Source organism: Saliphagus infecundisoli (assembly GCF_020177375.1).
In the GTDB taxonomy this organism is placed as follows: domain Archaea; phylum Halobacteriota; class Halobacteria; order Halobacteriales; family Natrialbaceae; genus Saliphagus; species Saliphagus infecundisoli.
In genome coordinates this window covers 36,686-57,842 of the sequence record NZ_JAIWHV010000003.1, presented here as the reverse complement: position 1 = coordinate 57,842, position 21,157 = coordinate 36,686, and the positions used below count along the sequence as shown (strand labels likewise).

The window sequence follows — 21,157 nt, the reverse complement described above, 5'->3', positions numbered from 1 at the left end:
TGAACCACTATGGACAACGAAACCCAATCCGAGACGCGAACGGACGGCGGCGAGACCCCCGACTTCCTGACCGGAATGTCCGAGTCGTCGTCCGTCACGACGAAGCGCGAACGATTCGGCCGAACGATCGACCGGTACTTCCTGACCCAGGCTCGGATCGCCTGGACCGACTGGCGAACGAGGTTCGGGATCGTTGTCCTCGGACTGTTCATCTTCACCGGAACGGTGGGGGTTCAGATCGTCCCCGAGTCCTCGATGAACGAGGCCGAAACGTACATGACCTGGTTCCAGTCGTGGGAGTACCCGCTCGGAACCGACAACATGGGGCGACCGATCCACAAACAGCTCGTTCACGCGACACCGGCCATGCTCAAGATGGGGCTGGCCGGAGCGATATTCGCAGCAGGCGTCGCGGTCGTCGTCGGGACGCTCGCAGGTTACAAAGGTGGGGTCGTCGATTACGCCCTGATGCTGGTCTCGGACGTACTCATGGTGATCCCCGGGCTCCCGCTGGTCATCGTGCTCGCGGCGATCTGGCAACCGAGCGGTCCGTTCGAGGTCGGCGTGATCCTCGCGATCGACAGCTGGCCGGGGTTGGCACGGACCATTCGCTCACAGGTGCTGACCCTCCGCGAGGAGTCGTACGTCGAGGCCGCCCGCTCGATGGGCGTCTCGACGCGATCGATCCTCCAGAGCGATATCGTCCCACAGCTCATGCCCTACGTGCTGATCAACTCCGCGCAGGCCGCTCGCGGGGTGATCTTCGCGTCGGTCGCGCTGTACTTCCTCGGATTCCTCTCGCCCTCGGAGGCCAACTGGGGCTCGATGATGAACGATGCCTACGCCACGGGTGGTGCGCTCTCGAACCCGGCGCGTGCAGCCCACTGGTTGTATCCACCGATGGGGGCGCTCATCCTGCTCTCGTTCGCCCTCGTCTTGCTCTCCCAGGGGCTCGACAAGGTGTTCAACCCGCGTCTCCGGGCCCGCCACTCGAAGACCGTCGACGACAGCGAGGACCTGCCGAACCAGTAACCCCGTTCATCGTCTCTTCCTCCGCTCGGCGAGGCGAATACCGAGAACCGTAATTCGACGTTCCGAGCACTACCCGGGCGAGTCGGGACCACGTGAAGCTTTATGCCCCTCTGGGCTAACGAGTAGGTACGACATGACCACTGAGCTAGCGGAGGAATCGAGGGAGTCGGACCTGGCGCGACGAGTGGAGCGATGGCTCGAGTCGCCGCTGCTCGTCGTCGCGTTGGGCGGCATCGCGTTGCTCGTCGCGGGCGTACTCAAAGGGGACGGCATCGTCGCCGGCATGTTCGGAATCTACGGGGCGACTGCCCTCCTCGTTTCCGCGGTGGCGTACGTCGTCCTGGCGATCCTGCGCCGGAACCAGTGAGCGAACGGTTCGGAATCGACGGCTCTCGATCGGGATCGATCGTCTCGACGGAGCTGCCGGCGGACGGGTCAGTCGTTCGATCGCTTCCCGCGTCCTCGTCGTGAGTCCCAGGCCGTGTTCGGGACCCCGAGCCGGTCGGTCAGGACGAACTTGCCGACGATGTTGTTGTACGCCGTGATCGCGGTGTACTCGTCGGTCCACTGGCGAATCGCTCCGCCACCGTCGCCGGTGCCCTCCCCTGTGCTGAACGGCGGAGCCCGGTCGGTGAAAAACCAATTGTTGCGGATGTACGCGCGCTCCCGTGGCACGCCCCGGATGACGACGGCGGGCTGTGCGTTTCCGGAGACGGCGCCTTCCTCCGAGAGGACGACGTTGTTGTCGATAGTCAGCCGAACCCCCGCTTGCGGTTGGTCCATGTCGTCGACGGCGCCGCCGTGGGCGTCGATCGGTGCCAGTCGCGTCCGCGGCCCGAAGAGATTGTTTCGGACCGTGTAGTTCACCGGGAAATCGCCGCCGACGCCCGCGATGGACCGGCGGTTGTTGTCGAAGTAGTTGTACTCGATGACGGGGTCTCCGCCGTAGATCTCGATCCCGTAGCCGAGTGCCGGCGAGGGGTTGTCGACGAACTCGGTGTGATGGACGTAGATCCCCTCACACTCGTAGTCGCCCCACATCCCGACCCGGATTCCGGTGTAGGTGAACCCGGAGAACCGGCAGTTGTCCACTTCGACGTCGTCGGTGTCGTCTATCAGGAGCCCGTAGGTGATCCCGACGTCGTAGATGCTGTCGATCCCCTTGTCCTCGTAGTTCCAGTACTCGTGTTCCGGTCCGGAGAACCTGACCCCGGTGATTCGGACGTCGTCGCCGCCGGTGGTGACGAACGCGTTGAACCCGTTTTCGTCCTGGTGGAGCACTCCCCCTTGGGAGTTGCCGCGTCCACGATCCGAGGCGAGGGTCACGCCGCCGGCGAGCGTGATCGAGAGCCCGGTCATATCGATCTCGGCGTCGCCGTCGATCCAGACGACCTCTCCCATGGACGCCTCGTCGGCCGCCGTCCCGAGTTCGTCGCCGTTCGCGACCACGTAGTCGGCGTCGGATCGGGAGACCGAACCCCCGTGGGGGTACTCCTCGGGGCCGTCGAACCGGTCCGGATCGTAGTGGCGGCCGCCGCCGATCCCCGGATGGAACGGTCTCCGGACCGTTTCGTTGTCGAGCTCGAGCAGGTCGTCGGTCGAGAGCTCCACGAGGTCGTCGGCGGTCCGGATCCGGTGTCGTCCCGTACGGTTGTTCCTCGATTCCCCCGGCGACGAACGTGCTCCGATGGGTCCCGGGCTACTCGCGAGGACGCCGCTGGCGATACCGATCGACGACAGGTAGGTGCGTCTATTCATGCAACCACGGCGGTAATGGCTCGTGGTAACACATAAACTCCGTTGATGATCGACTGCCACTTCGTTCTCCGGTTGTACCGGGTCAATCACTCGAAAGGGCTCGAGTGCACCATCGAAATCGTGTTGTATTCGGGCCGTCTACCGACCGACGTGACCGCAGCCATCGACGGGCCACGGCTCGTTCGGCCCGAGGAGTTCCGGGAGGCAATGACGCTGGCCGAACGCTGTTTCGGGTTCGAATCCGGTGGACTCAAGAGGCGAATGCCCCACTGCTTCGACGAGTCGAAACCCGAGAGACACGCAATCGTCAAACGCGATGGGGCGGTCGTGAGCCACGTCGCCTGCGTCCCGGCGGAGCTCCGGGCCGGCAGCGCCCGGATCGAGTGTGGCGGCGTCGCGGGGGTCGCAACGGATCCCGACCATCGCGGCGAGGGGTACATGACCCGGCTGATCGAGTTCTGGCTCGAGCGCCTCGACGAGCGGACCGTTCCCCTGGCCGAACTCGAGGGTGACCGAGTCGGCTACGGCCGGTTCGGGTGGGAAAACGCCGGCCGGGAGCGGCGGTACCTGATCACCGAGCGATCGTTCGGGCGAGAGCCCGGCGGGACCGATCGCGTCCGTCAGTACCGCGGCCCCGAGGACCTCGACGCGATCGAGCCGATCCACGAGCGCGAACGGTATCGCGTCTCCCGGGATCGGCGCCGGTACGAGCGGCTGTTCGACCAGCGCGACCTCGAGACGCTGGTCTTCGAGGGCGACCGACCGGCGTACCTCGCCCATCGCGGGAGCGATCCGACGGCCATCCTCGAGTTCGGCGGCTCTCGGGAGGGCCTCGTGGCGCTGCTCGCGACCGTCCTTGAGTCGGCCGACTCCGGGGAACTCGCACTCTTTACCCACCCCCATCACCCGCTGACCGCGCTGTTCCGGGAGGTCGCCGCCGACTGGCGAACACAGCCACACCGCAAGCTGAACGTCCTCGATCTCACGGGAACCCTCGAGGCGTACGAGCCGCTGCTGGCCGATCGCTGGCGGTCGATGGCCCAGGCCCTCGGTGGAGATCGGTCCGACTCGGTGACGCTCGCACTCGACGGGACCGAAGCGGGCGAATCGGTCGAGGCGTCCCGGGAGGCGGTGGCGATTAGGACGACCGGCGACGTCCTCGCCGTCGAGCGGACGTCCCGGTCGCCGGACGTGGTCCTCGACCGGCGAACGATGACCCGCCTCCTCTTTGGCTCGTCCGACGCCTGTTGGTCGATCAAACGCTCCCGCCCGATCCTCCGCTCGGTGCTCCCCCTCGAGTACTACTTCTGGCAAACCGAAACGATCTGATCCGGCGAGGTCGGGTCGAGGGTCATACGGCCGGAAGAAACGGTGTACCGGTCGATCGCCCCAACGGGTCGCGATCGGGGGTGCAATGACTTTCCTCCGACCGTATCAGTGGTCGGTACCGGCCACCTCGACCCACTCCCCGGTCCGGGCGGAATCGTAGGCCGCGTCCGTGATCCTGAGCACGTCGAGGGCGTCGCCGACGGTCACGGGCGGCTCGCCGCCGGCCCGGGAGTCGAAAAACGCCTCGACGAACTCGCGGCCCCACGAGCCGCCGTAGCCCGGTGCGGGCTCGTAGTCGTGGGTGATCGTCCGGTGGGGCGTCGCACCCCATCGGCCGCCGGAGTCCTCGAGCTCGAGGCTCGTCTCGCCGGTGAAGCCGAACTCCCGGCCCATCGGGTCCCAGCGGCTGGCGCCGTCCTCGCCGTAGAGGTCGAAGCGGGTGTCGTAGACGCCCTCCGCGAGGTAGTAGCCCGCCTGGAGGGTGCCCAGGCCGCCGGTGGCGGTTTCGAGCTGGAGGGAGACGCCGTCCTCGACGGCGACGCCGTCGGTGCCGGCGGTCGTAGCGGCGTTGACCCGCCGGATCGGGGCCTCGAGCAGCCGGGTGAACAACTGAAGCCAGTGGATGCCGAGCCACTGGAGGATCCCCCCGCGGCTCGCGTCGGGGTCGAAGATGAAGTGGTCGGCGTCCCGGTAGTCGAGCTTCGAGGCGATGAAACGCGCGTCGAACGCGCGCATCTCCCCGAAGAAGCCATCATCGACCCGATCGCGGAGTTCGCGGGCGATGGGGTGCGATTGCCAGGGGTAGGAGACACAGACCGTCGCGGACGCCGGGAGGTCGTCCCTGAGAGCCTCGAGTTCCCCCGCAGTGCGCGCGGCGGGCTTCTCGGTGAAGACGTCACAGCCGGCGGCGACGGCCCGGCGGATCGCGTCGGGGGTGTCGCGGTTCGGGAGCGTGAGGAAGACGACGTCGGGGGACTCCCGCGCCAGCAACGTCTCCACGTCGCCGTAGACGGGGACGTCGTCGAGGGCATCGACGCCGTCGGCGTCGAACGCGGGGTTTGGCTCGCAGGCCGCGACGACCGTCGCCGGCAGCGTCGAAAGCGTCTGGAGGTAGGGTTCGGCGTGGTGGTGGTCGAGGCCGACGTAGCCGACGGTCGGCGCCTTCACGGAGCTCATCGCGCCTCCATGGCGGGCATGACCTCGCGGCCGAACCGCTCTACCGTCTCGAGGGTGACGTCCTGTGGCTGGCCGGGGAACTGACACCGGAGGTAGACCTGGTCGACGCCGAGGTCCTCGTAGACCCGGAGCTGGTCGACGCACTCGTCGGGCGAGCCGATAACGAACTTCTCCTCGAGGTCGTCGTAATCGACCTCAACCTCGTGTTCGTCCATGTAGGTCTGGCCCCAGCGGGCGTACCACTCGTACATCCGCAGCAGATAGGGCTCGATCGTCTCGCGGGCGTCGGCGACGGAGTCGGCGACGAAGCAGTCGCGCATCAGGACGACCTCGTGATCATCCCGATTCTCGCCGAACTCGTCCAGGGCGTCCTCGTAGACCCCGATCTGGTGTTTCAGGTCCTCGGTCGTCGAGGAGGCGCTGGCGATCCAGCCGTCGCCGCGGTAGGCCGCCCGCTTGATCGCGACATCGGCGTGGCCGCCGATCCAGACGGGCATCTCCTCGGGACGGGGCGAGACGAAGACGTCCTCGACGGTCCACTCGGGGCCGTCGTGGCTCACCGACTCCTCGCTCCAGAGCCGTTTGAGCAGGGAGAGCGACTCGATGAACGTCTTCGAGCGGCCCTCGAGGTCGACGCCGAAGGCCTCGAGCTCGCGCTCGCGGTAGCCGATCGCGGCGCCAAAGTGCATCCGACCGTCCGAGAGGCGGTCGATCATCGCGACCTGCTCGGCGAGACGGATCGGATCGTAGCACATTGGCAGCAGCGCCATCGTCGCAAGCTCGAGGCGCTCGGTCCGGGCGGCGATCGCCGAGAGGGTGGTGATCGCCTCCGCGAACCCCTCCTCGTGGACGTGGCGCTCGCCGACGGCGGCGCCGTCGAACCCGACCCGCTCCATCAGTTCGACCTGTTCGTAGAGGTCGGTGACCTCGAACCCGCTCTCGGGCGTGTAGTACTGGTTCAAGAAGACGCCGAACTTCACGCCGAACCCACCTCGGACTGGACCGTGGGACACTCCTGCATAGCCGTTCGTCCGAATCGACGGACCCCGCCGTAATGTAAGTTGTGATGGATCCCCCGGCGACCGGTCGAGATTTCGTTTGACGTCGTGAAACGTCTCGGGTATTCGCGTCGGCGCGTCCGACGACCGATCGATAGTTCGACCCGTCTCGAACCGATCCGCCGATCGAGAGGGACGAATCGTTTTGGAAGGGAAAACACCGACCGTCCGGCCCGAACGGGTGATCTCGCCGGGCGTGCCGACCGCTCGACGGATTTCTTCGAGAGGGACCACGATACAATGACAACCGTACGGTTGTAATCGATCGGGGCAGGTCCCGCCCGGTCGTCGTGAACACCTCACGGGATCCGTTTGGAGGAGTAAAACGAACGGGTCGGTCGTTGGCGATCGTTCGTGATTGTCGTCCGGACGGGACGGTATTGAGGCCCGGTCAGGAGCGGCGGGTCTCGCCGACGGCCGCGGGCTCGCCGTCCGCGGCGGCGTCGATGACGGTCCAGTTCACCGACAGCGTCCGGAGGGCGTCGGCGTAGTCCGACCGGACGTGGTCGGGGTCGCCCCGCTCGACGGCCTCGAGGAACGTCTCGATCTCGCGGCCGTAGCGGTCGGTCGGCGCGTGGTAGTCGATCGCCTCGGGGCCGACCTGGCCGGTGAGCGTCTGGGAGGGGTAGTCGAGATGGAGGTGGAGATCGTCGCCGAGGACGTCGAGTTCGGCCGTCCACGTCGGCGAGGTGACCCCCGAGGAGACCGTGGTGACGACGCCGTTTTCGTGTTCCAGGGTCGCGGTCGTCGCATCGGGGTAGTCGATCTCCTCGGTCCCGATCCGGTCGGTGCTCGCCGCCGAGACGCGGTCCACGTCGCCGGCGAGGTATCGGGCCATGTCGTAGATGTGGGTGGTTCGGGTGACGATTTCCCCGCCCGAGAGCTCGAGTTCGTTCCCCCACGAGCTCGCGAGCAGGCCGCTCCAGTACCGGCCCGCGAGCAGCGATATCTCGCGGTCTTCGAGCAGTTCGCGGGCGCGCTCGGTGATCCCGTCGTACCGGAAGACGTAGCCCGTCCCGCTGACGATTCCGGCCTCCTCGATCGCGTCGAGGGTTTCTTCTCCCTGTTCGACCCGGAGAGCCACGGGCTTCTCGACGAAGACGTCGATCCCGCGTTCGGCCGCCCTCGTCACCTGGTCGTCGTAGGCAAATGGCGGGATCGCGACGACGACGGCGTCGAGGTCGGCCCCCTCGTAGAGGTCCGTGTGGTCGGCGTACGCCGCGGCCTCGCGGGGCTCGGCTGCCTCGCGGGCCGCGTCCTCGTCTACGTCACAGACGGCCGTGACCCGCGCGCCGTCGTAGCCGTCTACCTTCTCCATGAGGGTGCCGGCCATCTTGCCGGCTCCGATGAATCCGATCTCCATACCTCCCCCAACTCGCTTTCCCCCTTGTACGCTTCGATCCCACGCCGCTCCCCTCCGGGAGAATCAGCCCGCCAGTGCCCGGATCTCCCCCGCCGACAGCGCCCGCCGGTAGAGCCTGACGTCCGAGACCCGCCCCTCGAACCCCCGATCGAACAGGTACTCGCCTTTCAGCAGCGTCCAGCTTTCCCGCTCCCCGCCGCCGATCGGTCCCCCGAAAGCGGTCTCGGCGACGTACTCGCCGTCGACGGCGAGCGCGAGCCGGTCGCCGTTCCAGGTGCCGGCGACGTGGTACCGCTCGCCCTCGCTCGCGACGTCCCAGGGAACCGCTCTCTTCCCGTCGGGACCCTCGAGCCCGAACTCGATCCTCCCGTCGCCGACCTCGAGGGTAGCGCTCCCCAGATTCGCGACCGTGCCCGGCGAGTCGAGGTCCTCGAGGCGGATCGAGGCGGCGACGGTGAGCCCGTCGGCGAAGGTCCGCGGACCGTAGGGAGCGAGCCCCAGGTCGACGCCGCGGCGGCCGTCGCCCGCGAGCGGGCCACCGTGACGGTCGGTCGGCAGCCCCCGGAGGACGGTCTGGGAGGTGTCCATGTGGTCGTACGAGCCGGCGAGCCAGAGCACCGGGAGCTCTTCGCTCGCGTTTCGCGGGACCACGGGCCGGAGGTCCCAGCCGGGCCGGTCCCGGCCGACGGTCGTCGAGGACCAGGTTCTCCCCCCAGTATCGGTCTCGAACCGGGTGAGGACGCTTCCCTCCGATCGGTTCCGCCCGCGGGCCACGCAGCCGTAGACGACGCTCGGATTCGAACGATCGATCGAGAGCCCGCCCGAGTAGTGGAGTTCGATCGGTCGCCGCGCGATGTAGGGGCCCGCGTCCGCGATGGGGTGGTCGGCCCACTCCTCGCCCGTCCAGCGGGCGTAGCGGTACTCGTGGGCGAGCGTCGAGGGGAACGTCGCGTAGGCGACGACCGGCCTCCCCTCGGAGTCGACCGCGCAGTCCCAGAGCCAGGCGTGGTGGTTCCCGGGCGCATGCGAGTCGTAGACGGTCTCGAGATCCTCCTTCTCGAGTGGCGCTTCCTCGGGATCGCCCAGCAGGGTGTCGTCGGCCGCGTAGAGCCGGCCGTCGCAGAGCTTCGCGTACATGACGTTCCACTTGGGGGCGTCGCCGCCGCGCTCGGCGTCGGTGAAAAAGAGGTGGATCGCCCCGGGGCCGCGGGCGGGGAGAGCGTACAGCGAGTAGTGGCCTTCCGGCGGGACCGCCAGGAGCGTGGGGTCGCCCCAGGTCGCGCCCTCGTCGTCCGACCGGCGGAGATAACAGTTGCCGTCGCCCATGTAGCCGTACTCGTCGTCGGTCGCGTCGCGGGTGTAGATCCGGTCCCGATAGAACAGCAGGAGGGAGTCGCCGTCGGGCGACCGGATCGGGTTCGGGTAGGTGACGCTCTCGCCCTCGAGCCGGCGGGGCGGGCCGAACCCCGCCACGCTCTCGGGCTCACACGAGACGGTGTAGCGGATCGACTCGCCGTTGTGCCCGCCCCAGAACACGAGCAGGCGGCCGTCGGCCCGGAGCGCGAGCGAGGGGTTCGTGTGGTCGTCGGGAGAAAAGTCGCGTTCGACGACGGTCGACTCGAGGCTCTCCCGGTCGTGATCGTAGGCCCCGACCACGACGTCCCGGCCGGTGGGGCCGCCGAGGTACGCGAGATAGGTCGCCTCGCGCTCGCCCGCGTGGAAGGTCGCCCGCGGGTTCGTAAACCAGATCCAGCGCGCGTCGATCCCGTAGTTGCCGTCGTTTCCCTCCGGCGATCGGTCCCGGACGATCCCGCCGGGAGAGACCTCCTCCCAGTGGCCGAGCAGTCCCCGCGAGCGGTCCGGTTCGCCGGTCATCGCGGCGCCTCCAGGGGGTGTTCGATGTCGACCAGTCCGTCCTCGATGGCGGCCCTGAACTCCCAGGGGTAGTACGAGCGCCAGCCCTCGAGATAGTCGACGTCGCGGTCGCGGACGGCGACGTGGTCGGCGTCGGGAAACAGCGCCGACAGGAGCCGCAGGTGCTGGTGGCCCGCGAGGGGATGGCCCTCCCGCTCGTAGGCCGCGAGGGCGGTCACGACGTCCGGATCGGGGGCGGTCGGCGGGCGATCGGCCCACTCCTCGCCGACGAGCCAGTCCTCGGCGTGGTCCGTGGGATCGCCCCACCGCTCCCGGTAGCGAGCGAGGGCCTCGTCGTCGCCGGGAATCCCCGTCTCCCGGGCGAGCGACTGGTCGCCGGTCGCCCACACCTCGTGGTCGGTCCCGCGGGCCAGCCCCTCGAGCCACTCGATGGGGATTGGCCCGCCGACAGCAGTGTCACTACCGACGGCGAACACGTACATACGACCGCTCTGGGCCGCGAGCGGCTTATAGCTCCCGACTCTACGGATCGCTGATGGGTTCGGCGGCCTCCCGCGAGGACCGCCCGAACCGGAACGATAATGATTCCCCCTTGCGAACCGTTGGCTCAGAGATGGGATACGAGACCCTTCGGGAGGACTTGCGAGGAGTCGCGTTCACGACGGCGACGCCCTTTTCGGAAGGCGGCGACCGGGTCGACCGCGAGGCGATCGCCGAGAACGTCGGCTCGCTCGCCGCGGCGGGCGCCGACCTGTTCATCCCGTGTGGGAACACGGGGGAATACTACTCGCTTACCGACGACGAGCGCACGGCGGTCGTCGAGGCGACCGTCGACGCGGCCCCCGCCGAAGCCGCCGTCGTCGCCGGGGCCGGCGGCGCGACCAGCGAAGCGATCGAACTGATCGACGCCTACGAGGACGCCGGCGCCGACGCCGCGATGGTGATGTATCCCCGCCACACCTACGTCCACGAGGAGGGGCTGATCGACTATTATCGACGAATTGCGGCGTCGACCGACCTCGGGATCGTCGTCTACAAGCGGGGCCCCCTCCTGAGCGATCGGCTCCTCGAAGCGGTCGCCGGGATCGAGAACGTCGTTGCCGTGAAGTACGCGGTCAACGACGTCACGGAGTTTTCCCGACTGGCGTCGACGATCACCGACGTGATCTGGCTCAACGGCGTCGCCGAACGCTACGGCCCGGCCTACGCCCTCGAGGGCGCCGAGGGGCTGACCACGGGGATCGGGAACTTCATCCCCGGACCCGTCCTCGCGCTGTACGACGCCCTCGAGGAAGGCGACTGGAACCGGGCCCGGGAGCTCCGTGACCTGCTGCGTCCCTTCGAGGACCTCCGGGCGGAAGCGGGGGGCGGTCCCGCCTTCGGCGCCGCGAAGAACGTCCCCGCCGTCAAGTATGGGATGGACCTCCGGGGGCTTTCCGGGGGGGCCGTCAGGGAGCCCCTGGTCGACCTCGCCCCCGAGGACCGCGAGCGCGTCGAGGAATGCCTCGAACGAGTCGACGGCGAGGAGGAACTGCTCGTACCCGCATAGCCCCCCGTCCGTCGCCCGCCCGCCGGGACCCCCATTCTTACTATCTTCCCGTTCGCACTCGAGGTATGAACGCAGACTCGCTCGCGCTCTCGGGAGGGACCGTCTACACGCTCGCCGGCTCGCCCACGGAGGAGTCGACCGCCGACGGGATCGTCTTTCGTGACGGGAGAGTCGCGGACCTCGCCGGGGGGACGGCCGAGCGGACGATCGACCTCGAGGGCCGGACGGTCCTTCCCGGCTTCGTCGACGCCCACGCCCACCTCCCGTGGGTCGGGATCGCCCTCCACGAGACCGACCTCTCGGCCGCCGACGACCGGGAGGAGGCCCTCGCCGCGCTCGCCGAAAACGCCGCGGATACCGCGGCGGGCGACTGGGTGCTCGGGTTCGGTTACGACGAGAGTACCTGGCCCGCGGGCGAGGACGACCCGCTCACCCGCGGGGAGCTCGACGGCGTGAGCGAGACCCACCCGATCGCCGCCAAACGAGTGGACGGCCACGCGGTCTCGCTGAACGCCACAGGGCTGGAGCGGGTCGATCTCGACGGCGTGGACGGCGACGTCCGTCGGGAGGGCGGCGAGGCGACCGGCGTCGTCGTCGAGGACGCGGTGATCCGCGTCACCGAAGCGACCTATCCCGACCGGGAGAAAGCGCGGACCGTCCTCGAGAAGGGCGCCCGGCGAGCGGCCGAACTCGGCATCACGACCGTCTACGACATGGCCGGGATGGCGACGCCCAACGAGCCCGGGGACCCGTTTCACGCCGCGCTCTTTTCGGCCTGGCGCGAGGACGCCCTGCCGGTCCGGGTCGGCTACTACGTCCACGTCGATCGGGGCGACGCGCTCGCCGACCTCGAGATCGCGAGCGGGTTCGGCGACGACCGGCTCTCGATCCTGGGCTTGAAGGTGTTTGCGGACGGATCGATCGGCGCGCAAAGCGCGAAACTCGACGGCGAGTTCGCCGACGACCCCGGCAACGACGGCCAGTTCGTGATCGACCGCGATCGGCTCAGGGAGGCGTTCGCCGCGGCGGCACGGGCGAACCAGTCGATCGCGACCCACGCGATCGGCACGAAGGCGATCGAGGTCGTCCTCGACGCCTACGAGGAGGTCCTGCCCGCCTACGAGACGGACGATCCCCGGCTCCGGATCGAGCACGCCGAACTCGCGACCGACGACCAGATCGAGCGGATGGCGGAGCTGGACGTGATCGCGAGCATGCAGCCGAACTTCCTCCAGTGGTCGGCTCCGGGAGGGCTGTACGAGGCTCGCCTCGGCGAGCGCTGGCGCCGGGAGAACAACCGTCTCCGGACGATGCGCGACGCCGGTGTTCGTCTCGCCCTCGGCAGCGACACGATGCCGTTCGGTCCACTCTACGGGATCCACCACGCGGTGAACGCCCCCCACGACGCCCAGCGCCTGTCGGTGGGCGAGGCGCTGCGAGCCTACACCCGGGGCGGGGCCTATGCGGGGTTCGCCGACGAGCGGGGAAGCCTCGAGCCCGGCAAACTCGCCGACGCGGTGGTTCTCGATCGGGACCCTTTCGAACATCCGGAGGAGATCGACGAGATCGAGGTGGTGGCGACGGTCGTCGGCGGCGAGATCGTCTACGAGGCACCCGACCCAGGGCTCGAGACGACGGGGTAGACACTCAGGCGAACGCGGACTCGAGCCACTCGAGGTGCGTTTCGGTCGCGAGCGTGTCGTGGTAGATCGAGACTCCCTCTGCTTCCTCGCGGACCGCGTCCGCAAGCTCGCGGAACTCGTCCTCGCTCCCGATAACGGTGGGATCGAGCGTGATCCCGGCGTCGGTCGGGAGCCGAGTCCCGGCGTCGATCGCTCCGATCCGCTCGCGGGCGACGTCGGGGTCGGCGACGTAACAGATCGCGAGCAGCCGGTCGACGTGGTTCTCGAGGGCGTCGAACCGGACGCCGGTTCCGAGGAGGTCGTCGGGATCGGCGCCCGCGGCCTCCATCACATAGTACGTCAGCGGGGTCGAGCCCCCGGCGTCGTCGAGTTCGGCGAGCAGGTTCTCGATCACGGCCGCCCGGAACTCGAAGAGGTCGGCGACGAGGGGGTCGTCCGCGACGAGGTCTTCGAGCGGCGGGGGGGACGCAGTCGGGTCCGCGAAGGGATCGGCAAGCAACTCTCGAACCTTCGCCCGTGCGCGCTCGAGGTCGATCGGGTGGTCCTCGGCGGCCGCCCGACAGCCATCACAGAAACACTGCGAGAGCAGGATCTCGCCGGCGGTCGAGGCGATCGTCTGGCGCTTGGGGTGGCCGAAGTCGGCGCCGTGATCGTGAAACGCGCTCGGAAAGCCGACGGACTCGAGATGGATCGCGCTTACGCCTCGCTCGCGGGCCGCGCGGACGACGCTCGCGAAGTAGGCGCGGACCTCGGGGTGGGAGGGACAGAGCGAGTGGTCGTGGGCGTCGCCGAAGGCACTCTCGATCCGGTAGTCGGGATTGGCGGAGGCGAGGCGCGTGTTGTGGAGACAGACCGTCCAGGCGTTCGTCGCGATTCCGTACTCGTCGAGCCCCTCAGCGATCGCCTCGAGAGGATCGGCCCACTCCCCAACGGCGTTGACGGGGGGATTGATCGCGAGTCCATCGAACGCCTCGCCGGGATCGAAGTAACAGGCCCCCGACGCGGAGTGAAACAGAGCGTCGGGGGAGCGGGGGTTCATCGAGCGCACCGAGTGGTAGTGGGAAGCGACGTTGACCGTATCGATCCCGCAGGCCGCGAGGCGGTCGGCGGTCGCGTCGAGGCCCTCCCGCTCGAGGGTCCAGGGGTACGTCCAGAGCGCGGGCATACGGGATGCTCTCGGACCGTCGCCTAAAGCGTTCTCCCCGCGCTCCTCGTGTCTCCTCCCCGAAGATAGACTTATGACCCGCGGGTGACGATTGCCACCGGACATCATGGATGGTTCAGACGACGCGGAGAGCGGAGTAGCGACGCGACCCGACGACGCCGGCGTGGGCCGGCGGGCGGCGATCGCCGCGCTAGGTCTCGGCGGCCTCGGCCTGCTGAGCGGCCGGGCGGGCGCCCAGTCCCGGGGACGGGGCAACCAGCCGTGGTACGGCTGGGAGAGCGACGTCGACGCCGGCGGGAACGACCTGACGGACCTGGGCGCGCTCGAGCTGGCCGCCACGGGCGAAGCGGTCAGTGACCTCGCCGGGGAGAACCTCGCGGTCGAGGACGGCGTGTTGCACGCCACCGGGGGATCGGGAGCGGGCGGCGCGGTCGACGTCGTCGACATCGACGACTACGGGGCGGACCCGACGGGCGAGGACCCCTCGGACGACGCTCTCGACGCCGCGATCGAGGACCTGAGCGAGGGCGCGACGCTCGTCATGACCGACGGCGAGTACTGGTTCGACGCGCCCCACGAGATCTACGAGGACCACGTGACAGTGCTGGGAACGGGTTCGCGCCTGCGGATCACGGGGATCGCCTACGGCTCGTACTCGCATTTCCTCTCGTTCGGGAGTTTCGAGAACGTCAGCGACTTCGGCGGCGACACCGTCCTCGCCGCGGACGCAAGCGAGGGCGACCAGCGGATCGAGGTCGAGGACCCCTCGCCGTTCGAGGCCGGCAACGACGTCACGGTCTCGGAGACGAAGTACGACAACACGCCGACGCTCTCGTGGGGCGGCACCGCGGGCCGGGGCACCTGTCCCACGCGGGCGGTGATCCGCGAGATAGAGGGCTCGACGCTCTACCTCGATCGCGGGCTGAACTACGACCACGGCGCGGGCGACGCTGGCGTCTTTCTGCTCGATTCCGTCGTCGGCGGTCGGTTCGTCGATCTGCACATGGTCTCCGGCGACGGCGAGGACGAGTCCGAGGGCTTCCTGATGTGTGCGTATGCCCGCGACTGTGCGATGATCGACTGTTCGGCCGCGGAGTACGTCGGCTTCCCCTTCACCGACATCCACTCGTTGCGGACGGTGATGGTCGACTGCGAGGCGACCGATCCGGTTCTCCCGGAACGGGCCTCCTCCCACTGGGAGCCGTTCCAGTTCCGGGGCAGCACGGATCCGACAGTGATTCGCCCGTCGATCGACACCTGCCGGCGCGGAATCGACGTCAACGCCGGGGCGAACACGGTCAGGGTGTTCGACCCGCGGATCAGGAACGCCTACCTCCACGGCGCCTGCTTTCACTCGAACGCGGACCAACAGGTCTACGGCGCCTACGAGATCTACGGCGGCCGGATCGAGGGGGCCGAGGAGATCCTCCACGACAAGTACCACGCGGGCTACGGCCTCTCGCTGTCGCCGAACCAGAGCCACGTTAAGGCGTTCGGGACGACCGTCGTCGGCCGGCCCGCCGCGGTCAACACCCCCTACGGTCAGGCCTCTGACCTCACCCTCGAGGGCTGTTCGCTCGAGACGTTCGCCGGCACGAGCGCGAACGTCGTGAACGGAACTCTCAGAAACTCCCGGCTCGAGAACGTCAATCTCGTTGGACGGGGTAGCGACGAGATCGGGTTGAATCTCGAGGGCGCCGAGAACGTCGCCGTCACCGGCGAGATCACCGGGGACTTCTCGGAGGCCGCGGCGTCCATCGAGGGCGCCGAGAACGTTTCTCTGGATATCGACGTCCTCGAGAACGCGACGGACGCGCCCGACGTCGCCGTCGACGACTCCGAGAACGTCGGCGTGACCGGGATCCTTCACGGGAGCGGTCCGTCGGTCGTCGCGAGCGACGTCTCGGACCTCCGCGTGACGGACGCCGACTGCGTGGCCGACGCCGCCGCGCCGATCGGCCACACGGGCGGTGGCGCCGTGTCGAACGTCTGGATCACCGGCTGTAACACGACCGGCGGCGACGAGGCCGACGTCGACTTCGCCGGAGGCGACGTCTCCGGCCTCTGGATCAAGAACAACGTCTGCGGGGAGATCCTCGCCGACGAAAGCGAAGGGACCTTCGTCCGGGACAACCTGACCGGCCAGTCGTGACCGGCCGGTCGTAGCCCCTGCTTCGCCACCGGGAGTTATAGTCGTCGGGCGAGAAGCGCCGGGAGATGCCACCCGAAGCGACACGTCGAGACGGCCGCGATGCCGACTCCTCGACCCACGGAGGGAGACGATGACCGACCTCGAGGGGCCACGCCTCGCGACCCGCGAGGAGTTCCCCGAGATGATGGAACTGCTGGATCGCTACTTCGCCTACGACCGGGGCGGGATGCAGGCGAACCTCCCGTTCGTCTACGACCCCGACCGTCCCGATCGCCACGCGGTGATCCTCGCCGATGGCGAGATCGTGAGCCACGTCGCGGCGGTCCCACAGACCCTCTCGACGGCTTTCGGGGGGCAAGTCGAGTGCTGGGGTATCGGCGGCGTCGCTACCGACCGCCGGTATCGGGGCGAGGGCTACATGACCGACCTCCTGTCGTTCTGGTTCGACCGGATGGACGACGCGGGTGCTCCCCTCTCGGATCTGAGCGGGAACCGGCAGCGGTACGGCCACTTCGGCTACGAGATGGCCGGCAGCGAGTACGAGTACACGATCACGGCCCGGTCGTTCGACGGCGAGCCCGAAGCTTCCCCCACTGTGGAGGTCTACGACGGCGAGGAGACGACCCTCGAGACCATTGGCGGGATCCACGCGACCGAACCCTATCGCCTCGTCCGGGACCGCGAGGGCGACCGGACGGTGTTCGGCCAGCGCGGCCTCGAGACGTTCGTCGTGGGCGCCGCTGGCTCGAACCGGGGGGCCAGCGACGACGCTCCCGATCCTGCCTACCTCTCGATGACCCGCCGGTCCCGCTCGCGAACCATCTCCGAGTTCGGCGGGAGCGAGGCCGGCCTCGAGACGCTCCTCGGTCACGTCCTCGCCGTCCTCGATCTGAACGAGCTATCGGTCCGGGCACCGCCCTGGCACGACGCGGAACCGCTCCTGGCCCGCCACGCCAGTAGCTGGTTCGCCCGACCCCACCGCAAACTGCGGATCAACGATCTCGAGGCCTTGCTCTCCGGCTTCCGAGGCCAACTCGAGAACCGGTGGCTCGCGAGCGGGCGCACCGAGCAGGGATCGATCGAACTCGCGCTCCCCGAGGGCGATCCGGTCGGCATCGAGTACGACTCCGAGGGAGTGTCGGTCGGCTCCGGCGGGGGCGGCGTGGACGAACGAGAGCGGACGGTGGTCGAACGCGACCGCCGGGAGACGGTCTCGCTCCTGTTCGGACTCCCCGACCGCACGGAATCACTCCGTTCGGGCGATCCCCTCCTCGAGACGGCCCTCCCGCTCCGGTACTTCATCTGGCCGTCCGAACACGCCTGAGCGGTCGGTCCGCGGCCGACCCTGCCTACCGCTCGGGCCGGGTCGGCGTCTCCCCGCTATCGAAGATCTGGCGCTGGAAGCTCCAGTCGAGGCCGGCGGTGAGCCCGCCGTCGACGACGAGATCGGTGCCGTTGACGAAGGAGGACATCGGCGAGGCCAGAAACAGCGCCGCTTCGGCGACCTCCTCGGGCCTGCCGAAGCGGCCCTGGGGGTACTGGTCTACCCACTGGTCGCGCTGGGTCCACTCGCCGTCGTGTTCGGCGCTCGCCCGGCTCTCGCCGACCCGATCCATGTTCTCCGAGCGCCGATCGGTCTCGATTGTGCCCGGGCAGACGACGTTCGAGCGGACACCGTGGCGGCCGTACTGGGTCGCGATCAGCCGCGAGAGGCCGAGGACGCCGCTTCTCGCCGACGAGTAGGCGATCTGGCCGATGCCGTCGAGCCCGTTGACCGACGACATCTGGACGATCGATCCCCCGCTGCCCTCGACCATCACCGGCAGGGCCTCCCGGGAGGCCAGAAAGAGCGATTTGAGGTTGAGGTCGACCGTCCGGTCCCAGGCCTCCTCCGTGACCCGGTGGAGGTTGTCGTCGTCGATCGATCCACCCGCGTTGTTCACGAGGACGTCGATCCCGCCGAAGCGATCGACCGTGGCGTCTACGAGCGCCGCGACCTCGGCCGAGTCGGTGACGTCGCAGGCGACCCCCGCCGCCTCGATTCCGTGCTCGCCCTCGAGTTCCTCGGCGACGGTCTCCACATCGTCTTCGCCCCGCGCGGAGACGACGACGGCCGCTCCCTCCTCGGCGAACCGGTCGACGATCGCCCGCCCGATGCCGCGGGTTCCGCCGGTTACGATCGCGACGTCGCCCGCGAGAACGCCGGTCGCTTCCTCGGTCTCGGTCATCGCCGGCGATTCGGCCCCCGAGGACTTAATCGATCGGGTCCCCACAAGAGCCTTGATCCCGCCCCGAGAGAGCGACGTATGAGCGGCGAACGCGGGGTCGATGGGCTCTCGCTCGAGGAAAAGGTCGGACAGCTCCTCCACGTCGGGATCGGAAACGGGTACGGAGAGACCGACGCGGGATGGCCCGCCGAGGAAACGGGCGAGGTGATCCGCGACCTCCAGCCCGGCGCGGTCCGGATCTACGGCAGCCATCGGGCCGGTCCCTACGCCATGGCGGAGTACGCGAACCGCCTCCAGGAGTGGGCCGCGGGGGTCGACCACGCCATTCCCCTCCTGCTCTCGGCTGACTGCGAGTACGGCACCGTCGACGTCGTCGGCCACGGCACCCGGGCGTATCCCTCCCTGATGGGACGGACGGTGACCGGCGACCCCGGCCTCGCCCGCGAGGTCTCGGCGGCGATCGCACGGGACGCGCGCTCGATGGGACTCTCGATGACCCACAGGCCGGTCGCCGACGTCCACACCAACCCCGACAACCCCGTCATCGGCGTCCGCTCGCCCGGGACCGACCCCGCGACCGTCTCGCGGTACGCGACCGCCGCTCTCGAGGGAATCCACGACGCCGGAGCGCTCGGAGTCGCCAAACACTTCCCCGGCCACGGCGACACCGAACTCGACTCACACCACGACCTACCCCACGTCACCGACGACCGCGAGAGGATAGAGGAGGTCCACCTCCCTCCCTTCGAGGCGCTGATCGAGGCGGGCGTCGACTGCATCATGACCTCCCACGTCCTCGTGGATGCCATCGACCCTGACCGCCCGGCGACGCTCTCGGAGCCGGTGCTCTCGGGATTACTCCGCGCGGAACTCGGCTTCGAGGGCGTCGTCGTCACCGACGCGATGATGATGGACGCGGTCGCCGAGAACTACGGCGTCGGCGAGGCCGCCGTCCGGGCGGTCGCCGCGGGTGCCGACCTCGTCCTCACGGGGTACGTGCCCCACGAGGATCTCCGGGAAACGCGGGACGTGCTCCTCGAAGCGGTCGAAACCGGCGACCTCCCCGAATCGCGGATCGACCGCTCGGTCGAGCGGATCCTCGCGCTCAAAGAGCGGGTGGCCGACGGCCGCCAGGTCGATCCCATCGAGGCCCTCGAGGTGACGGGAAGCGAGGCCCACCGGTCGCTCGCCCGCGAGGCCTACGAGCGCTCCGTGACCCTCCTCACGGACGACGGGCTCCCGATCCGCGAGGACGACACAGTCTTGCTGACCGGAGTTCGGGGTGTGGGCGCGCTCAAGCCCCACTTCGACCGGGCGTTCGGGCCCGTGGTGACCTGCTCGCTGGCGCCCGACGGGACCCGGACGGGGGATTCGAAGCCCGCGACCGTGCCCACGGCCGACGCGCTCCCGACCGTCCGAGACCTCGCCGCTGGGGTCGATCGCGCGGTCGTGACGACCTACAACAGGGAAGGGGTTCCGGACTTCCAGCGCCGGATGGTCGAGGCCGTCGCGGGCGAGGCGCCGACGACCGTCGTCTCGCTCGGCCTGCCGAACGAGTTTCCGGGCCTCCCCGAAGTGGGATACCTCGCGACCTACCTTCAGGATCGCCTGGGATTGCCCGATCCCGTACCCGACGCGGCCGGTCGGGCGATCGTCGGGGTCCTCCGGGAGCCGCCGGCGGTTCGGGAGTCGCTGCCGATCGGTGAGTGAGGATCAGGTCGCTGTACCTGCCGTGCCGTCGAGAGCGTGCCGGAGGACGACCTCGTAGAGCGCGAACTGGGCCTCGAGGATCCCCCCGTGGTCGATGTCGCCGGCGTGGCCGTCGGCGAGCCCGTGGGCGGACTCGTGGAGCAGGGGAAGGGTGCCGCTCGCGTGATGGGCGGCGCTCAGCAGGTTGAAGTACGGCGGAGGGTCGCCGCTCTCGGCGCTCACCTCGATCGGGTCGTACGCCGGAAGCTCCCGCTCGCGGAGGGCCTCGTTGTACGACCGGTGGATCGCCCGGGCGTCGGCCTGGGCCTCGAGGGGGACGTAAGAGGTGCGGACGAACCCGGGCGGATAGCCGTGGCTGTGCAAGGAGAGCGTGGCGTCGGGGGCCTCCTGACCGATCGCCTCGAGAATGGCGGGCGCCTCCGGCCCCATCGGCGCGAAGAACTCGTCGTGCATCGGGTTGACCCCGTCGTCGTCGAAGTAACACCCGAGAAAGGCGACCTCCTCGCCGGCCATCGGGTGCAGTCCCTTCGCGTCGGGGTAGCCGACGAGGCGGTCGTCGCTCCAGGTGCCCTGACCCCAGAACTCGAGGTCGGCGAGGGTCATTCCGTGGAGGGATCGGGGCTCGAACCGGGCGAGCCCGTCCGGGTTGCCACAGGGGACGACGACCAGCCGACAGCGATCCGCGAGGCGCTCCAGGGTCGGCCGCTCGGTACCCGCGAGATCCCGACCCGTCTCGAGGACCGACAGGAGGTTACAGAGCCCGGTCAGTCCCTCGACCTCGTGGCCGTGGACCGGTCCCAGGAGGAAGACGACCGGCCGGTCGCGCTCGTCGCGGTCGGCGTAGCTGGTCGGGTCGCGGGCGGCGACCGCGGAGTTGTAGTTCGCCCGGTGGTCGCGGTCGGCCGACCCGCCGTAGGTGACGGCGTGGATCGGTCGGCCGCCGGGCGACCGGGCGAGTTCCTCGATTCGCCCGCGATCGACGGCATCCAGCCGGTCGACGAGCGTCTCGCGGTCGCCGACCCAGAATTCGGGGAAGTCGCGGTCGGGAATCCGCTCGACCGCCTCCGCGTAGGTCATGGTGTCCGTTTCCTCGCTCATACCGTCGAGCGACGGAGCCGT

At 68.9% G+C, this 21,157-nt stretch carries 17 protein-coding genes; 8 read left to right on the top strand and 9 right to left on the bottom strand.

Annotated elements, in window-relative coordinates:
• The first annotated feature begins 9 nt into the window (after positions 1–9).
• Both LCF40_RS07465 and LCF40_RS07460 read left to right on the top strand, forming a co-directional pair.
• Positions 10–1,032, top strand: a complete 1,023-nt coding sequence (locus LCF40_RS07465) for an ABC transporter permease (RefSeq protein WP_224827966.1) — start codon at positions 10–12, stop codon at positions 1,030–1,032.
• 133 nt (positions 1,033–1,165) lie between these two features.
• The gene (locus tag LCF40_RS07460; RefSeq protein WP_224827965.1) at positions 1,166–1,399 is read left to right on the top strand and encodes a hypothetical protein; all 234 of its coding nucleotides are present in this window, start codon (positions 1,166–1,168) and stop codon (positions 1,397–1,399) included.
• Positions 1,400–1,467: 68 nt separating this feature from the next.
• Here the strand turns inward: LCF40_RS07460 and LCF40_RS07455 are convergent, their stop codons facing one another.
• Positions 1,468–2,790: a right-handed parallel beta-helix repeat-containing protein gene (locus LCF40_RS07455; RefSeq protein WP_224827964.1), complete on the bottom strand. Its 1,323-nt coding sequence runs from the start codon at positions 2,788–2,790 to the stop codon at positions 1,468–1,470.
• A gap of 150 nt (positions 2,791–2,940) precedes the next feature.
• Here LCF40_RS07455 and LCF40_RS07450 point away from each other — a divergent pair, with 150 nt between their 5' ends.
• On the top strand, positions 2,941–4,119 hold the full coding sequence (locus tag LCF40_RS07450) for a GNAT family N-acetyltransferase (protein ID WP_224827963.1): 1,179 nt from the start codon (positions 2,941–2,943) through the stop codon (positions 4,117–4,119).
• 105 nt (positions 4,120–4,224) lie between these two features.
• On the opposite strand, the gene LCF40_RS07445 is transcribed toward LCF40_RS07450, so the two are convergent.
• From LCF40_RS07445 to LCF40_RS07425, 5 genes are all read right to left on the bottom strand, one after another.
• Entirely contained in the window at positions 4,225–5,295 is a 1,071-nt protein-coding gene (locus tag LCF40_RS07445; protein ID WP_224827962.1) for a Gfo/Idh/MocA family protein, read from the bottom strand.
• On the bottom strand, positions 5,292–6,275 hold the full coding sequence (locus LCF40_RS07440; protein ID WP_224827961.1) for an LLM class flavin-dependent oxidoreductase: 984 nt from the start codon (positions 6,273–6,275) through the stop codon (positions 5,292–5,294). Before LCF40_RS07440 ends, LCF40_RS07445 begins: the two co-directional genes overlap by 4 nt.
• 469 nt (positions 6,276–6,744) lie before the next feature.
• A complete protein-coding gene (locus tag LCF40_RS07435; protein ID WP_224827960.1) occupies positions 6,745–7,716 on the bottom strand; it encodes a Gfo/Idh/MocA family protein in 972 nt (323 codons plus the stop codon).
• 63 nt (positions 7,717–7,779) lie between these two features.
• Entirely contained in the window at positions 7,780–9,591 is a 1,812-nt protein-coding gene (locus LCF40_RS07430) for a BNR-4 repeat-containing protein (RefSeq protein WP_224827959.1), read from the bottom strand.
• Positions 9,588–10,073, bottom strand: a complete 486-nt coding sequence (locus LCF40_RS07425) for a hypothetical protein (RefSeq protein WP_224827958.1) — start codon at positions 10,071–10,073, stop codon at positions 9,588–9,590. Before LCF40_RS07425 ends, LCF40_RS07430 begins: the two co-directional genes overlap by 4 nt.
• A 131-nt stretch (positions 10,074–10,204) precedes the next feature.
• On the opposite strand from LCF40_RS07425, the gene LCF40_RS07420 reads away from it, so the two are divergent.
• Positions 10,205–11,140, top strand: coding sequence for a dihydrodipicolinate synthase family protein (locus LCF40_RS07420; protein WP_224827957.1), 936 nt, complete (start codon positions 10,205–10,207; stop codon positions 11,138–11,140).
• Positions 11,141–11,205: 65 nt separating this feature from the next.
• Complete coding sequence (locus LCF40_RS07415; RefSeq protein ID WP_224827956.1) at positions 11,206–12,783, top strand: amidohydrolase; 1,578 nt, start codon at positions 11,206–11,208, stop codon at positions 12,781–12,783.
• Positions 12,784–12,787: 4 nt separating this feature from the next.
• On the opposite strand, the gene LCF40_RS07410 is transcribed toward LCF40_RS07415, so the two are convergent.
• On the bottom strand, positions 12,788–13,948 hold the full coding sequence (locus LCF40_RS07410) for a hypothetical protein (protein WP_224827955.1): 1,161 nt from the start codon (positions 13,946–13,948) through the stop codon (positions 12,788–12,790).
• 106 nt (positions 13,949–14,054) lie between these two features.
• Here LCF40_RS07410 and LCF40_RS07405 point away from each other — a divergent pair, with 106 nt between their 5' ends.
• Together LCF40_RS07405 and LCF40_RS07400 are read left to right on the top strand one after the other, a co-directional pair.
• Positions 14,055–16,100, top strand: a complete 2,046-nt coding sequence (locus LCF40_RS07405; RefSeq protein ID WP_224827954.1) for a hypothetical protein — start codon at positions 14,055–14,057, stop codon at positions 16,098–16,100.
• Between the two features lie 130 nt (positions 16,101–16,230).
• Entirely contained in the window at positions 16,231–17,424 is a 1,194-nt protein-coding gene (locus LCF40_RS07400; RefSeq protein ID WP_224827953.1) for a GNAT family N-acetyltransferase, read from the top strand.
• 25 nt (positions 17,425–17,449) lie between these two features.
• Here LCF40_RS07400 and LCF40_RS07395 read toward each other — a convergent pair whose 3' ends face one another.
• Positions 17,450–18,328: an SDR family NAD(P)-dependent oxidoreductase gene (locus tag LCF40_RS07395; RefSeq protein ID WP_224827952.1), complete on the bottom strand. Its 879-nt coding sequence runs from the start codon at positions 18,326–18,328 to the stop codon at positions 17,450–17,452.
• A 78-nt stretch (positions 18,329–18,406) separates the two neighbouring features.
• Here LCF40_RS07395 and LCF40_RS07390 point away from each other — a divergent pair, with 78 nt between their 5' ends.
• Positions 18,407–20,038, top strand: coding sequence for a glycoside hydrolase family 3 protein (locus LCF40_RS07390; RefSeq protein ID WP_224827951.1), 1,632 nt, complete (start codon positions 18,407–18,409; stop codon positions 20,036–20,038).
• A 3-nt stretch (positions 20,039–20,041) separates the two neighbouring features.
• Here the strand turns inward: LCF40_RS07390 and LCF40_RS07385 are convergent, their stop codons facing one another.
• Positions 20,042–21,136: a M14 family zinc carboxypeptidase gene (locus LCF40_RS07385; RefSeq protein WP_224827950.1), complete on the bottom strand. Its 1,095-nt coding sequence runs from the start codon at positions 21,134–21,136 to the stop codon at positions 20,042–20,044.
• Between the last annotated feature and the right edge of the window lie 21 nt (positions 21,137–21,157).

Excerpts from the sequence above, each read along its gene's own strand:
- LCF40_RS07465 (WP_224827966.1), top strand. The coding sequence starts at position 10 with ATGGACAACGAAACCCAATCCGAGACGCGAACGGACGGCGGCGAGACC.
- LCF40_RS07460 (WP_224827965.1), top strand. The coding sequence starts at position 1,166 with ATGACCACTGAGCTAGCGGAGGAATCGAGGGAGTCGGACCTGGCGCGA.
- LCF40_RS07455 (WP_224827964.1), bottom strand. The coding sequence starts at position 2,790 with ATGAATAGACGCACCTACCTGTCGTCGATCGGTATCGCCAGCGGCGTC.
- LCF40_RS07445 (WP_224827962.1), bottom strand. The coding sequence starts at position 5,295 with ATGAGCTCCGTGAAGGCGCCGACCGTCGGCTACGTCGGCCTCGACCAC.
- LCF40_RS07435 (WP_224827960.1), bottom strand. The coding sequence starts at position 7,716 with ATGGAGATCGGATTCATCGGAGCCGGCAAGATGGCCGGCACCCTCATG.
- LCF40_RS07430 (WP_224827959.1), bottom strand. The coding sequence starts at position 9,591 with ATGACCGGCGAACCGGACCGCTCGCGGGGACTGCTCGGCCACTGGGAG.
- LCF40_RS07425 (WP_224827958.1), bottom strand. The coding sequence starts at position 10,073 with ATGTACGTGTTCGCCGTCGGTAGTGACACTGCTGTCGGCGGGCCAATC.
- LCF40_RS07420 (WP_224827957.1), top strand. The coding sequence starts at position 10,205 with ATGGGATACGAGACCCTTCGGGAGGACTTGCGAGGAGTCGCGTTCACG.
- LCF40_RS07415 (WP_224827956.1), top strand. The coding sequence starts at position 11,206 with ATGAACGCAGACTCGCTCGCGCTCTCGGGAGGGACCGTCTACACGCTC.
- LCF40_RS07410 (WP_224827955.1), bottom strand. The coding sequence starts at position 13,948 with ATGCCCGCGCTCTGGACGTACCCCTGGACCCTCGAGCGGGAGGGCCTC.
- LCF40_RS07405 (WP_224827954.1), top strand. The coding sequence starts at position 14,055 with ATGGATGGTTCAGACGACGCGGAGAGCGGAGTAGCGACGCGACCCGAC.
- LCF40_RS07400 (WP_224827953.1), top strand. The coding sequence starts at position 16,231 with ATGACCGACCTCGAGGGGCCACGCCTCGCGACCCGCGAGGAGTTCCCC.
- LCF40_RS07395 (WP_224827952.1), bottom strand. The coding sequence starts at position 18,328 with ATGACCGAGACCGAGGAAGCGACCGGCGTTCTCGCGGGCGACGTCGCG.
- LCF40_RS07390 (WP_224827951.1), top strand. The coding sequence starts at position 18,407 with ATGAGCGGCGAACGCGGGGTCGATGGGCTCTCGCTCGAGGAAAAGGTC.
- LCF40_RS07385 (WP_224827950.1), bottom strand. The coding sequence starts at position 21,136 with ATGAGCGAGGAAACGGACACCATGACCTACGCGGAGGCGGTCGAGCGG.